This window comes from Kitasatospora sp. NPDC087271 (assembly GCF_044744605.1).
GTDB lineage: Bacteria > Actinomycetota > Actinomycetes > Streptomycetales > Streptomycetaceae > Kitasatospora.
Map to the genome: position 1 here is coordinate 331,150 of NZ_JBIUYQ010000001.1, position 13,309 is coordinate 344,458.

Annotated in this window: 13 protein-coding genes; 6 read left to right on the forward strand and 7 right to left on the reverse strand. The window is 72.6% G+C overall.

Annotated features, from left to right (window positions below):
- Positions 1 to 161: 161 nt before the first annotated feature.
- Both ACIO9K_RS01435 and ACIO9K_RS01440 read right to left on the reverse strand, forming a co-directional pair.
- A complete protein-coding gene (locus ACIO9K_RS01435) occupies positions 162 to 821 on the reverse strand; it encodes a response regulator (RefSeq protein WP_400325942.1) in 660 nt (219 codons plus the stop codon).
- The gene (locus tag ACIO9K_RS01440) at positions 818 to 2,179 is read right to left on the reverse strand and encodes a sensor histidine kinase (RefSeq protein ID WP_400325945.1); all 1,362 of its coding nucleotides are present in this window, start codon (positions 2,177 to 2,179) and stop codon (positions 818 to 820) included. Before ACIO9K_RS01440 ends, ACIO9K_RS01435 begins: the two co-directional genes overlap by 4 nt.
- A 185-nt stretch (positions 2,180 to 2,364) precedes the next feature.
- On the opposite strand from ACIO9K_RS01440, the gene ACIO9K_RS01445 reads away from it, so the two are divergent.
- The 4 genes from ACIO9K_RS01445 (at position 2,365) to ACIO9K_RS01460 (ending at position 6,130) form a co-directional block, all read left to right on the forward strand.
- Entirely contained in the window at positions 2,365 to 3,225 is an 861-nt protein-coding gene (locus ACIO9K_RS01445) for a class I SAM-dependent methyltransferase (RefSeq protein WP_400325948.1), read from the forward strand.
- Between the two features lie 132 nt (positions 3,226 to 3,357).
- Complete coding sequence (locus ACIO9K_RS01450; RefSeq protein ID WP_400325951.1) at positions 3,358 to 4,371, forward strand: aldo/keto reductase; 1,014 nt, start codon at positions 3,358 to 3,360, stop codon at positions 4,369 to 4,371.
- A gap of 75 nt (positions 4,372 to 4,446) precedes the next feature.
- Entirely contained in the window at positions 4,447 to 5,034 is a 588-nt protein-coding gene (locus ACIO9K_RS01455) for a TetR family transcriptional regulator (protein ID WP_363616582.1), read from the forward strand.
- A gap of 139 nt (positions 5,035 to 5,173) precedes the next feature.
- On the forward strand, positions 5,174 to 6,130 hold the full coding sequence (locus tag ACIO9K_RS01460; RefSeq protein WP_400325954.1) for an ADP-ribosylglycohydrolase family protein: 957 nt from the start codon (positions 5,174 to 5,176) through the stop codon (positions 6,128 to 6,130).
- An 87-nt stretch (positions 6,131 to 6,217) separates the two neighbouring features.
- Here the strand turns inward: ACIO9K_RS01460 and ACIO9K_RS01465 are convergent, their stop codons facing one another.
- Positions 6,218 to 6,484: a GlsB/YeaQ/YmgE family stress response membrane protein gene (locus ACIO9K_RS01465; RefSeq protein WP_350875097.1), complete on the reverse strand. Its 267-nt coding sequence runs from the start codon at positions 6,482 to 6,484 to the stop codon at positions 6,218 to 6,220.
- A gap of 178 nt (positions 6,485 to 6,662) precedes the next feature.
- On the opposite strand from ACIO9K_RS01465, the gene ACIO9K_RS01470 reads away from it, so the two are divergent.
- Complete coding sequence (locus ACIO9K_RS01470) at positions 6,663 to 7,583, forward strand: glycosyltransferase (protein ID WP_400325957.1); 921 nt, start codon at positions 6,663 to 6,665, stop codon at positions 7,581 to 7,583.
- 12 nt (positions 7,584 to 7,595) lie between these two features.
- Positions 7,596 to 7,907 carry a nucleotide disphospho-sugar-binding domain-containing protein gene (locus tag ACIO9K_RS01475; RefSeq protein ID WP_400325960.1) on the forward strand — a complete coding sequence of 104 codons (312 nt, stop codon included), beginning with the start codon at positions 7,596 to 7,598 and terminating at the stop codon, positions 7,905 to 7,907.
- Between the two features lie 121 nt (positions 7,908 to 8,028).
- On the opposite strand, the gene ACIO9K_RS01480 is transcribed toward ACIO9K_RS01475, so the two are convergent.
- From ACIO9K_RS01480 to ACIO9K_RS01495, 4 genes are all read right to left on the reverse strand, one after another.
- Positions 8,029 to 9,576, reverse strand: a complete 1,548-nt coding sequence (locus ACIO9K_RS01480) for an NCS1 family nucleobase:cation symporter-1 (protein WP_400325962.1) — start codon at positions 9,574 to 9,576, stop codon at positions 8,029 to 8,031.
- A 27-nt stretch (positions 9,577 to 9,603) separates the two neighbouring features.
- The gene (locus ACIO9K_RS01485; protein ID WP_400325965.1) at positions 9,604 to 10,635 is read right to left on the reverse strand and encodes a TIGR03842 family LLM class F420-dependent oxidoreductase; all 1,032 of its coding nucleotides are present in this window, start codon (positions 10,633 to 10,635) and stop codon (positions 9,604 to 9,606) included.
- A 75-nt stretch (positions 10,636 to 10,710) separates the two neighbouring features.
- The gene (gene hydA / locus ACIO9K_RS01490) at positions 10,711 to 12,141 is read right to left on the reverse strand and encodes a dihydropyrimidinase (protein ID WP_363616572.1); all 1,431 of its coding nucleotides are present in this window, start codon (positions 12,139 to 12,141) and stop codon (positions 10,711 to 10,713) included.
- 11 nt (positions 12,142 to 12,152) lie between these two features.
- Positions 12,153 to 12,995, reverse strand: coding sequence for a nitrilase-related carbon-nitrogen hydrolase (locus ACIO9K_RS01495; protein ID WP_063349907.1), 843 nt, complete (start codon positions 12,993 to 12,995; stop codon positions 12,153 to 12,155).
- Positions 12,996 to 13,309: the final 314 nt, after the last annotated feature.

The window sequence follows — 13,309 nt, forward strand, 5'->3', positions numbered from 1 at the left end:
CCGGGAACACTCGCGTGAACACCGGACGACATGACGCCTCACCCACCACCGCGCGCACCACCGGGCATCGCGCATCGGCAGGACCAGCGACCACGCGAGCCACGACGGCACCGCACTATCGCACCATCGCACCGCACCGCCCCACAGCGCCCGGTGCCGGCTCAGGCGCCGTCCCCGACCAGCCCGGAATCGCGCGCGAGCAGCGCGGCCTGGACCCGGTTGCCGACGCCCAACCCGGTCAGGATCCGGCTGACGTGCGCCTTCACGGTGCTCTCGCGCATCCCGAGGACGCCCGCGATCTCCGCGTTGGAGAGCCCGTCGGCGAGTTCGCGCAGCACGTCGGTCTCGCGCGGGGTCAGCCCGGCGACCCGGTTACGGGCGGCGACCGACCGGGGCGCACCGGTGCGGTGGTAGCGGTCGATCAGTCGCCGCGCGGCCGCCGGGTGCAGCATCCCCTGGCCGCCGGCGACGACGTGGACGGCCCGGGCGATCTCGGCGGGCGGGGTGTCCTTGAGCAGGAAGCCGTCGGCCCCGGCGGCGAGCGCCTGGTACACGTACTCGTCGAGGTCGAAGGTGGTGAGCGCGATCACGCGCGGGGCGTCGGGCAGTTCGCGCAGGCGCCTGGTGGCGGCGATGCCGTCGAGCCGGGGCATCCGGATGTCCATGAGCGCCACGTCGATCTGCTGGCTGCGGGCGAGTTCGACGGCCTGCAGTCCGTCGATGGCCTCGGCGACCACGGTGAGGGCCGGGTCCTGGGCGAGCAGGTCGACGAGGCCGAGCCGCACCAGCGCGTCGTCGTCGACCACCATCGTGCGGATCATTCGGCGTCCTTCGGCTGCGGGGTCGGGGAGGGGGCAAGGGCCGGGGAAGGGCCGGATCCGGGGTCGTGTCCCGGTTCTGGGCCTGGTCCTGGGACGGGCCCTGGCGCGGACCCTGGCGCGGTCCGCGGCGGGCGCTCCGGTGCGGGCAGGCGGGCTGCGAGCCGGAAGCCGCCACCACCGTCCGGTCCCGCGTCGAGGTAGCCGCCGAGCGCGTCGACCCGTTCGGCGAGCCCCACCAGACCGTACCCGCCGCCGGTGCCCGGCCCGTTCGGCGACGCCTCCCCCTGGCCGTTGCGGACCTCGACGGTGGTGGCCGGGGCCCCGTAGCGAACCCGGACGGTGACGGGCGCGGCGTGCGCGTACTTGCGGGCGTTGGTCAGCGCCTCCTGGACCAGGCGGTGCACGGCCAGCCGGTGGGTGGTGGGGACGGTCTCCGGGTCGCCGGAGAGGGCCAGTTCGACCTCTTGCCCGGCCGAAGTGGCCTCACCGACGAGTTCGGTGAGGTCGCGCAGCGCGGGCGCCGGGACAGGCACCGGGACGGGCGCCACCCGGGGCGGTGCGGCCGGCACCTCCTCGGCGGCCGGTGCTGTCGGCGGGTCGGCCCGCAGGGCGCCGAGGACGTCACGCAGGTCGTCGAGCGAGTGGGCGGCGGTGGTGCGCAGCAGTTCGAGGCGGTGGGTGAGCCGGTCCGGGTCTGCGGCGACGGTACCGGCGAGGGCCTGGTCGCGCAGCACCCCGGCGTGCAGCACCAGCAGGCTGAGACGGTGGGCGAGCACGTCGTGCATCTCCCGGGCGATCCGGGCCCGTTCGGCGGCCCGGGCCCGTTCGGCGCGCAACTCACGCTCCCGGCGCAGCGCGTCCACCTGCTCGTGCAGGGTGCGGATCAGCACCCTGCGGCCGTGCAGCCACAGGCCGAAGGACAAGGTCGCCGCCTGAACGAGGAGTTGGGATCCGGTGGTGCCCGCCCAGCCGACCAGCGAATCGGCTCGGGTCGCGCCCACCATCGCGATGAGGGCGCCGCCGGCCGCCGCCGGGCCGGTCCGGCCGAGGGAGGCGAGGTAGTAGACGCTGAACAGCCCGGGAAAGGCACGGTTGAACAGGCCGCCGGTGAGCACCGGCAGGACGGCGGAGGCCATCGGGTAGCGGCGGGCGAACAGCAGGGAGAGCGAGGCGAGGACGGCCACGACGGTCCGGGGCAGCCGCAACGGCTCGTCGGCGTGGACCCACTGGGAGAGGCCCTCCTCGGCGGTGAGCGCGAGGATGCCGAGCAGCAGCAGGGTTTCGCTCCACACCCGGCGGCCCGGGCCGTACCAGCCCAACAGGCCTGCGCGCATCGGGCCGCTCCCGTCCTCTCGCATGGGGCTCCCTCCGCGCTCGCTCCGTCCGCCCGTCGTCCGTCGCCTGTCCGTCCGGCTCGATGTTACGGGCGGGCGGCGGGCGGGTGCCCCCTTCTCCCGGGTACCCGCACCCTCGACTTTCGTCGGGGGTGCGCGTCGCTCGTCGGCCGATTCGAGGTGCGGCGGGGCTGCCTAGCGTCGAAGGCATGACCACCGAACAGCTCCGCCCGCGCCCCGACTTCTCTACCCCGCAGCGCAGTTCACGGTCCGCCGGGGACCACCTGCTGTTCCTCGCCGAGGCCCTGCGCACCTTCCACGACACCGGAGCGCTGGCCCCGAGCGGTGAGGACCTCGTGAACGCCCTGGTGGTTCCGGCCACCAGCCGCCCGAATCGGCCGATCTCGGTGCTGGAAGTCGGCGCCGGGACGGGCGTCGTGACCCGCCGGCTGGCCCAAGTACTGCTCCCGGGCGACCGGCTGCACGTCGTCGAGGCGAACCCGCGCTTCGCCGACCGGCTGCGCGAGGACCCGGTGCTGGCCGCACGACGCCCGGGTGTCGCCCTGCGGCTGTCGGTCTGCCGGGTGGAGGAACTGCCCCAGGACCAGACGAACGAGACGAACGAGACGGGCCGAGCCGGCAGGGCCGGCGAGACGGACGAGCGGTACGACGTGATCGTGTCGGGCCTGCCGTTCACCAACTTCGAGCCGGCCCAGGTACGCCACCTCCTCGACCTCTACCTGCGGCTGCTTCTGCCCGGGGGCGAGCTGACGTACTTCGGCTACCTCGGCACGACGACGGCCCGCACCCTGTCCTCGGGGCCCCGGCAGAGCGCCCGCCACCGGGCAGTGGTGCGACTGCTGCGGCGGTTCGAGGCGGCGTACGGGCTGGGTGAGCGCACGGTGTGGCGCAACCTGCCGCCGGCCCGCGCCTACCTGCTGCGGTCACTGGGCGGGCGGGAGGACTGGGGTCCGGCCTCGCCGCCAGAGCCCCCGGCCGACGAGGCCGCAGCCGACGAGGCACTCGCGTACGAGAACCGCAGCCGGGCGGCCGATCGAGTCGGCGGGTGACAGATAACAGGTGACAGCTTTCAGATAACAGATAACAGACGACAGCGAACAGATTTTGAAATCTGTTCGCTGTCGTGCCATAGTGGACCCCGGGTCACCCCACCCATCGCCGCACCCACCCCTGGAGTCCCCGTGGCCACGACCTCCCGCCCCACACAGCGCACCCTCGGCACCTCCGGACCGGTCACCTCCGCCCTCGGCCTCGGCTGCATGGGCATGTCCGACCTGTACGGCCCGGCCGACGAGGCCGAGAGCATCGCCACCATCCACGCCGCGATCGACGCCGGGGTCACCCTGCTGGACACCGGCGACTTCTACGGCATGGGCCACAACGAGCTGCTGATCCACGAGGCCCTGCGCGGCCGCGCCCGCGAGAGCGTGCAGATCAGCGTGAAGTTCGGCGCCCAGCGCGGCCCGGACGGCCAGTGGCTCGGCTACGACGCGAGCCCCGCCGCCACCAAGACCGCCCTCGCCTACACGCTGCGCCGACTGCGCACCGACCACATCGACGTCTACCGCCCCGCCCGCCTGGACCCGAACGTCCCGGTCGAGGAGACCGTCGGCGCCATCGCGGACCTGGTGAAGGCCGGCTACGTCCGTCACATCGGCCTGTCGGAGGTCGGCGCCGACACCCTGCGCCGCGCCGCCGCCGTCCACCCGATCAGCGACCTGCAGATCGAGTACTCGCTGATCTCCCGCTCGATCGAGGACACCATCCTCCCCACCGCCCGCGAGCTCGGCATCGGCATCACCGCCTACGGCGTGCTCTCGCGCGGCCTGCTCAGCGGCCACTGGGACCAGGGCCGCACCCTGGCCGGCACCGACTTCCGTGGCCACAGCCCGCGCTTCCAGGGCGACAATCTGGCCCACAACCTCGCGCTCGTCGAGGCACTGCGCGCGGTGGCCTCCGCGAAGGAGGCGAGCGTCGCCCAGGTCGCCATCGCCTGGGTCGCCTCGCGCGGGGAGGACGTCGTTCCGCTGGTCGGCGCCCGCCGCCGCGACCGCCTCACCGAGGCGCTGGGCGCGCTGGACGTCACGCTCACCGCGGCCGACCTCGCGGCCATCGAGGCGGCCGTCCCCGCCGGCTCCGCAGCGGGCGACCGCTACGCTGCCGCCCAGATGGCGCACCTGGACAGCGAGCACTGACCCACCGGAACCGGCCCGACGGCCGGGGACGGCAGCACCACCCTCGACCGCACGACCCTAAGGACGGACCTCCCCGTGACCACGGACACCACACTCACCGCCGAGCAGATCCTGATCGCGGCGGAGGACGTCCTCAGGCGGTTCGGCCCGGCCAAGGCCACCGTCGTGGACGTCGCCCGGATCCTCGGCGTCAGCCACAGCAGCGTCTACCGCCACTTCCCGAGCAAGGCCGCGCTGCGCGAGGCGGTCACCCAGCGCTGGCTCGACCAGGCGCACCACCAGCTCGCCTTCATCTCGACCGAGGCCGGCTCGGCCGTCGAGCGGCTGCACCGCTGGCTGGTGACGCTGTTCGCGGCCAAGCGGAAGAAGGCGCTGGACGACCCGGAGCTGTTCGCCACCTACATGGTGCTGGTCGAGGAGAACAGCGGCATCGTCGAGGCCCACATCGACACCCTGGTCACCCAGATCGCCCAGATCGTCCAGGACGGCATGGAGAGCAAGGAGTTCAAGCTCGCCCACATCCGCTCCACGGCCCGCGCAGTCTTCGACGCCACCGGCCCCTTCCACGACCCGGCGTACGCGTCCTCGTGGTCCGAGCCGACCATCGAGGACCGCTTCGAGGCCCTCTGGAAGCTCATCCTCGGCGGCCTGCTCGCCAAGTGACGGACCTCCGAAGCCCCGGGCGCCCCTGAACCCGGACACCGACGGCCGGGCTCGCCGACACCGGAGCGAAACCCGGTCGCCGACGGGCCCGGCCGTCCGGCAGACTGCCGCGCACGGTTGATCTCACTTGGAGGACGACATGCGTCCGGCCCGTCCGACCCCTCCGCCCCGTCCGACCCCTCCGCCCCGTCCGACCCTGGACAGTCTGCAGGGGCTCGCCCTCGGCGACGCCTTCGGCGACCGCTGGTTCTCGGCCCCGCTCGACGAGGCGCCCGCCGCGCTGGCCGCCCGCCGGCTCCGCCCGGCGCCCTGGCATTGGACCGACGACACCGCGATGGCGCTGGTCCTCGTCCGCCACCTGGCCTCCTGGGGCGAGGTCCGGCAGGATGCGCTGGCCGGCGAGTTCGCCGAGGAGTACGCCCGCGAGTACGGGCGCAAGTACGGCCCGTCGATGCACCGGGTACTGCGTGAGATCGGCGCCGGCGGGGACTGGCGCGCCATCACCTCGCTTCAGTTCGAGGGTCAGGGCTCGTACGGGAACGGCGCCGCGATGCGGGTCGCCCCACTGGGCGCCTGGTTCGTGGACGACCTGGACGCCGTCGCCCGGCAGGCCGAACTCCAGGCACTCACCACGCACTTCCACCCGGAGGCGGTCGCGGGCGCGGTGGCAGTCGCCCTCGCCACGGCACTCGCTGTCCGCAGCCGGGGCCAAAACCCGCCCGGCCGTGCCGAGTTGCTGGCAGAGGTGGCCGGGCGTCTGCCGGACGGCGAAGTGCGCTCCGGTCTACGGATCGCCGCCCGGCTGCCCGGACACACGAGCGTCCGGCAGGCCGCCAACGTACTCGGCTCCGGGTTCATGATCTCCGCCCCGGACACCGTCCCGTTCGCCCTCTGGTCCGCCGCCGGGCACCTGGACTCACTGCCCGAGGCCATCTGGCACACCCTGGAGGGCTGGGGCGACACGGACACCACCTGCGCGATCGCCGCCGGGGCGGTAGCCGCTCGCACCGGCCTCGCCGAGGTGCCGACCGCCTGGCTGGCCGCCCGCGAGGACCTGCCGGAGTGGGTCGCGGAGGCGTCGACACCGACGCGCTGAGCCGAGCCGGCCGCCCCGTGGGCCTGGCCGGCTCGGCTGTGCGACACCGTATCCGCGTCGGCGCGGGGCCGGTTCCCGGCGCCCGGGCTAGCGTCGGGAGCTGCCGAACACCAGCCGGTAGATGATCAGCAGCACCAGGGCCCCGCCGATCGCCGACACCCAGGTCGCCATGTCGAAGAAGTGCGCCGTCACCGACCTGTGCAGGAAGTGCGAGGCGATCCAACCGCCGACGAAGGAGCCGGCGATACCGATCAGGGTTGTCACGATCAGGCCGCCCGGGTCCTTCCCCGGCAGCAGCAGCTTGGCCAGTGCCCCCGCCAGCAGGCCAAGCACGATCCACGCGACGATGCTCATCTGTCCCTCCCGTCCACGGCGCGGCGGCCCCGTTCCGCCGCTCTGCCAGGAAGGACGCCGCCCACCACCGCCCGGTTCCGGCGCCGCGGGAGCACCGGCCCGAACCGGCCACCCCGGACCGGGCCGCTCCGGGCACGGCACCTTTCCGGCGGGGCACCCGCGCCGGGATACTGCGGCCATGCGCATCCTGATCGCCACCGCCGGATCCCGGGGCGACGTGGCCCCGTTCACCGGGCTCGGCGCCCGCCTCCAGGCGGCCGGCCATCAGGTGGCCGTCGCAACCCACGCCACCTTCGCCGCCTCGGTGCGGACCGCAGGGCTGGAGTTCCGCCCGCTGCCGGTCGACCCGCGCGCCGAACTCGCCTCCGCCGAGGGGCGGCGCCTGCTCCAGGCCGGCACCGGACCTCGCGCCGTCCTGCAACTTCTAAAGCTGGGGCGGAAGTTCATGCCGGAGCTCGCCGACGGCATCGCCGACGCCACGGCACTCGGCACCGACCTGCTGCTCACCACCAGCACCACCAGCCCGCTCGGCCAGGTCGCCGCCGAGGCTGCGGGCATTCCCAGCATCGGCCTACACCTCCAACCCCTCTCCCCCACCAGGGAGTTCGCGCCCGCTGTCACCGGTGCCCGCTCACTCGGCCGCCCGGGCAACCTGCTCGCGGGGCACGCCGTCCAGGTCGCGACCGACCAGCTCTTCGCCCCCGCCGTACGCGGGCTGCGGCGCCGCCTCGGCCTACCGCCGCTCGGTGCCGCCCACGCCAGGCGCAAGTACCCCGTCCTGCACGGGTTTTCGCCCGCCGTGGTCCCGCGGCCCGCCGACTGGCGCCCGGGGCTGGACGTGGCCGGTTACTGGTGGCCGGTACGGGATCCGGACTGGCACCCCCCGGCCCGACTGCTCGACTTCCTCGCCGCCGGACCGCCGCCGGTCTTCGTCGGCTTCGGCAGCCTGGTCGTCCCCGACCCCGCCCGGCTCACCGCGACGGTGGTCGCCGCGGTCCGCGCCGCCCGGGTCCGGGCCGTCCTGCAGTCGGGCTGGAGCGACCTCGGAGCCGGCGAGGCGGAGGACGTCCTGACCATCGGCGACGCCCCGCACGACTGACTGTTCCCCCGCATGGCCGCCGTGATCCACCACGCCGGCGCCGGCACGACCGCCGCCACCCTGCGCTGCGGCACGCCGGCCGTCCCGGTACCCGCACAGCTCGACGCCCCGTTCTGGTCCGACCGGCTCACCCGCCTCGGCGTCTCCCCCGGGCCGGTACCGCTGCACGCCCTCACCGCCGCGCGCCTCGCCGCCGCCATCCGCCAGGCCCTCGACGACCCCCGCTACCGCGACCAGGCCCGGGCGGCGGCCGCCACGCTCGCGGCCGAGGACGGTGCGGCGAAGGTGCTGGCGGCCGTCGACCGGGCAGCGACGGGCGAATGACAGCGGGCAACCGGCAGCGAACAAGTGACAGCAAACAGATAACAGATTTCGAAATCTGTTATCTGTTCGCTGTCATCCGTCCGCTGTTATCTGTTCGCTGTTATCCGTCCGCTGTCACTTGTCAGCCGTCCGCCGCCGTCCGCCCGTGGCGCCCGCCCACCCGCCGGGCACCCGGGACCACGCCCAGCACGAGGTACAGCACCGAGGCCGACCCGAAGCCGACCGCCCAGCCGTAGTCGGCCAGTGGCTTGAACACGGGCAGCAGCCCGTCCGCCGGGAACGGCCCGCCGTACGAGCCGCCGATCGCCAGGACGCCCCCGACCAGCAGCGCCGTCACCGCCCGCCAGTTCCACCCGCCCGCGTACCAGTACGCCCCGCCCGGCTGGTACAGCTCGGCGAGTTGCAGCCGGGTGCCACGCAGCACCCAGTAGTCGGCGATCAGGACCCCGGCCACCGTCCCGAGCAGGCCGCCGACCACACCCAGCCAGGTGAAGATGTACACGTGCGGGTCGGAGATCAGCCTCCACGGGAAGATCGCGATCCCGACGACGCCGGTGATCAGCGCCCCGGTACGGAAGTCGACCAGCCGGGGCAGCAGGTTGGCGAGGTCGTAGGCCGGCGAGACGACGTTGGCGGCGATGTTCACCGACAGCGTCGCGATCAGGACGGTCAGCAGCGCGAACAGGATGCCGACCGGGTTCTCCATCTTCGCGGCGAGTTCGATCGGATCCCACACCGGTGCGCCGTAGACGGCCTGCGAGCCGGAGGTGACGAGGACGGACAGCAGCGCGAAGAGCGTCATCGTGGTCGGCAGGCCGAGCGCCTGCCCGCGGATCTGGGCGCGCTGGCTGCCCCCGAAGCGGGTGAAGTCGGGGATGTTGAGCGACAGGGTCGACCAGAACCCGATCATGCCCATCAGCGCGGGGAAGAAGACCTTCCAGAACCCGCCGCCCCAGCCCAGTTCGGACGGCTGGTCGAGCAGCGGACCGAACCCGCCCGCCTTCACGGTGATCCATGCCAGCAGCGCCAGCGCGCCGGCGATCACGAACGGCGCGGCCCAGTTCTCGAACCGCCGGAGGGTCTCCATCCCACGGGCGATGATGGCCATCTCGATCAGCCAGAACAGCAGGAACGACACCCACTGCGTCCATGGATAGCCGCCGAACTCCGCTGCCGTGCGCCAGGATTCGCCCAGCAGCTTGCCGGCCAGCAGGAAGATCCCCTCGCCGCCGATCCAGCTCTGGATGCCGAACCAGGCGCAGGCCACCGCCGCCCGGATGAGCGCGGGCAGGTTGGCGCCGCGCAGTCCGAACGCGGCCCGGGCGAACACCGGGAACGGGATGCCGTACTTCGTCCCGGCGTGCCCGGTGAGCAGCATCGGCACGAGCACCACGAGGTTGGCGAGCGCGATGGTCAGCACGGCCTGCTTCCAGTCCATGCCGAGCGCGACGAGCCCCGAGGCGAGCGTCCAGGACGGGATGTTGTGGGCCATGCCGACCCAGAGCGCCAGGAAGTTGTAGGTGGTCCAGGTGCGCCGTGCCACCGGGACCGGCCGCAGGTCGCCGTTGGTGAAGCCGTTGGACGGCAACTCTCCTGCGACCGGTTCGAGTTCGACCCGGCCGTCGGAGTGATGCCACTGCCCGCCGCCGCTGGTCGCGGTGTCGGCCATGGGCAACTCCCCTCCGCATGAATGGCGTTACGTCTGAGGTTGGCGGGACAGGTGCGGGATGACGTCGGCCCCGTAGGCGTCGATGGTGGCCTCGACGGCGTCGTGCATGGCGTAGACGGCGAACTGGTCGACGCCCAGGGAGCGGAGGTGCTCCAGGCGGGCGAGTTGGGCCTGCGGCGGGCCGATGAGGCAGAAGCGGTCGACGATCTCGTCCGGCACGAAGGCGGTGTCGGGGTTCCCGGCCCGGCCGTGGTGGCTGTAGTCGTAGCCCTGGCGGCCCTTGATGTAGTCGGTGAGGGCCTCCGGGACGAGCTCGGAGTGTGCGCCGTAGTGGCTGACCAGGTCGGCCACGTGGTTGCCGACCATCCCGCCGAACCAGCGGCACTGCTCCCGGGCGTGGGCGAGCGCGGCGGGCGAGTCGTCGGCGGTCACGTAGGCGGGGGCGGCGACGCAGATGGTGACGGCGTCCGGGTCCCGGCCGGCCTCGGCCGCGGCGGACCGCACCGCCTTGACCATGTACTCGGTGAGGTACGGGTCGGCCAGCTGGAGGATGAACCCGTCGGCCTGACGACCGGTCAGTGCAAGCGCCTTCGGCCCGTACGCGCCCATCCAGATGGGGAGTTGGGCGCCTGGGCCGACCCACGGCAGGTGCATCTCGGTGCCGTCCACCTCGACCGTCCGCCCCTCGGCCAGCTCCTTGATGGCGTGCATGGCCTGGGAGAGCCGGGCGAGGGTGGCGGGGTGGCGTCCGGCGACCCGCATGGCGGAGTCGCCGCGGCCGATGCCGCAGACGGTGCGGTTGCCGTACATGTCGTTGAGCGTGGCGAACAGGGAGGCGGTGACCTCCCAGGTCCGGGTGGAGGGGTTGGTGACCATCGGTCCGACGGTCAACCGCCGTGTCTCGGCGAGGATCCGGCTGTAGATGACGAACGGCTCCTGCCACAGGACGCAGGAGTCGAAGGTCCAGCCGTGGCTGAACCCGGCCTGTTCGGCGCGGATCATCCGGTCGATGAGCAGGCGGGCGGGCGGGTCTGTCTGCAGGACGAGGCCGATGTCCATGGTGGCTCCGGGGAGGGTGGTTCCGCCGCCCGGGCGGTCGTGCGCACAGGCCCGGGCGGCGGCGCGGGAGAGTGGTCAGGTCAGGTACTGGCAGGTGTCGCGGCGCAGGAACGTGCCGTGGCCGGCCCGGCCGAGCCAGGTTTCGCCGTCCAGCACGACGGTGCCGCGCGAGAGCACGGTGCGGGCGCGGCCGGTGAGTTGGCGGCCCTCGTACGCCGAGTAGTCGACGTTCATGTGGTGCGTGGCGGCGGAGACGGTCTGCACGGCGGTGGGGTCGTAGACGACGAGGTCAGCGTCGGCGCCGGGCGCGATGGTGCCCTTGCGCGGGTGCAGCCCGAACATCCGGGCGGGCGTGGTGCAGGCGATCTCGATCCAGCGCCGACGGGTGATGTGCCCGTCCACGACGGCCTGGTGGAGCAGGTCCATCCGGTTCTCCACGCCGGGCAGGCCGTTGGGGATCTTCGAGAAGTCACCGCGGCCGAGTTCCTTCTGCCCGGTGAAGCAGAACGGGCAGTGGTCGGTGGAGACCACCTGGAGGTCGTTGGCGCGCAGTCCGCGCCAGAGCGTCTCCTGGTGCTCGCGCGGCCGAAGCGGCGTGCTGCACACGTACTTGGCGCCCTCGAAGCCGTCGGCACCGGTCTCGGCGAGGTTGTCGGTGGAGAGGAACAGGTACTGCGGGCAGGTCTCGCCGAAGACGTTGAGCCCGACGTCGCGGGCCTGGACGAGCTCGGCGAGGGCGGCGGCCGCGGAGACGTGGACGACGTAGAGCGGGCTGCCGGCGACCTGGGCGAGCTTGATGGCCCGGTGGGTGGCCTCGGCCTCCAGGAGTTCACGGCGGACCTCGCCGTGGTAGCGGGGTGCGGTGTGCCCGGCGGCGAGGGCCTGTTCGACCAGGACGTCGATGGCGATGCCGTTCTCGGCGTGCATCATGATCAGCCCGCCGTTGACCGCGCCGCGCTGCATGGCGCGCAGGATGCGGCCGTCGTCGCTGTAGAAGACGCCGGGGTAGGCCATGAAAAGCTTGAAGGAGGTGGACTCGCCGGAGTCGACGAGGGCGTCCATCTCCTTGAGGACGCCCTCGTTGACGTCGGAGACGATGGTGTGGAAGGCGTAGTCGACGGCGCAGTTGCCGTCGGCCTTGGCGTGCCAGGTGTCCAGGCCCTCGCGCAGCGAGCCGCCGACGGACTGCACGGCGAAGTCGACGATGGTGGTGGTGCCGCCCCAGGCGGCGGCCCGGGTGCCGGTCTCGAAGGTGTCGGAGGCCGAGGTGCCGCCGAAGGGCAGTTCCATGTGGGTGTGGGCGTCGACGCCGCCCGGGATGACGTAGTGGCCGGTGGCGTCGATGACGGTGTCGGCGCTCCAGGCCTCGGCGGCGGAGCCGCCGGTGGTGGCGAGGGCGGCGATGCGTTCGCCCTCGATGAGGACGTCGGCGTGGAGTTCGTCGGCGGCGGTGATGACGAGGCCGCCGCGGACGATGGTGCGCTGGTGCGGGTCGCGGGTGGTCATCGCGCTGCTCCTCAGGCCTCGGCGAGCGGTCCGTAGGCGTCGGGGCGGCGGTCCCGGTAGAACGCCCACTGCTGGCGGACCTGTTCGATCAGGCCGAGGTCGAGGTCGCGGACGACGAGCTCCTCCTCCTTGTCGGAGGCGACGTCGCCGACGAACTGGCCGCGCGGGTCGACGAAGTAGGAGGTCCCGTAGAAGTCGTTGTCGCCGTACTCCTCGGTGCCGACGCGGTTGATGGCGGCGACGAAGTACTCGTTGGCGACGGCGGCGGCGGGCTGTTCCAGCTGCCAGAGGTAGGCGGAGAGGCCTCGGCTGGTGGCGGAGGGGTTGTAGACGATCTGCGCTCCGGCCAGGCCCAGGGCGCGCCAGCCCTCGGGGAAGTGGCGGTCGTAGCAGATGTAGACGCCGACCTTGCCGACGGCGGTGTCGAAGACGGGCCAGCCGAGGTTGCCGGGCTTGAAGTAGTACTTCTCCCAGAAGCCCTTGACCTGCGGGATGTGGTGCTTGCGGTACTTGCCGAGGTAGCTGCCGTCGGCGTCGATGACGGCGGCGGTGTTGTAGTAGACCCCGGCCTGTTCCTCCTCGTAGACCGGGACGACGATCACCAGGCCGAGTTCACGGGCGAGGTCCTGCATCCGGCGGACGGTGGGGCCGTCGGGGACGGCTTCGGCCCAGCGGTAGTGCTCGGCTTCCTGGACCTGACAGAAGTACGGGGCGTTGAAGACCTCCTGGAAACCGATGATCTTCGCGCCCTGGGCGGCGGCCTCGCGGGCGTACCGCTCGTGAAGGGCGATCATGCTCTCCTGGTCGCCGGTCCAGCGGGTCTGGACGAGCGCGGCACGGACGATCTGCGACATGGATACCTCCGCAACTCCGCCGCCCGGCCATGGGGTCGGGCCTGCGGTCTGAGGGTTGACGGGGCGGGCGGGTCTCGTCTGCGGACCGCCGGGGATCCGCAGGGGTCTACGTGCGTAGAAAGCGGTCTGTAGACCGTAGGCCGGGCCTCGGTGGCCTGACAATACGTTGGCGGTAACGCATCTGGGGCGATCTCGTGACGCGGACACGCAGAGGGTTCTGGATGGGATGAAACGATCATTTACCCCGCGCGTGGGGTCCTTACGCATGCGAGTGCCGTTCGGCGGTTCCGGTCCAGAACGGCTCGACGGCCGGT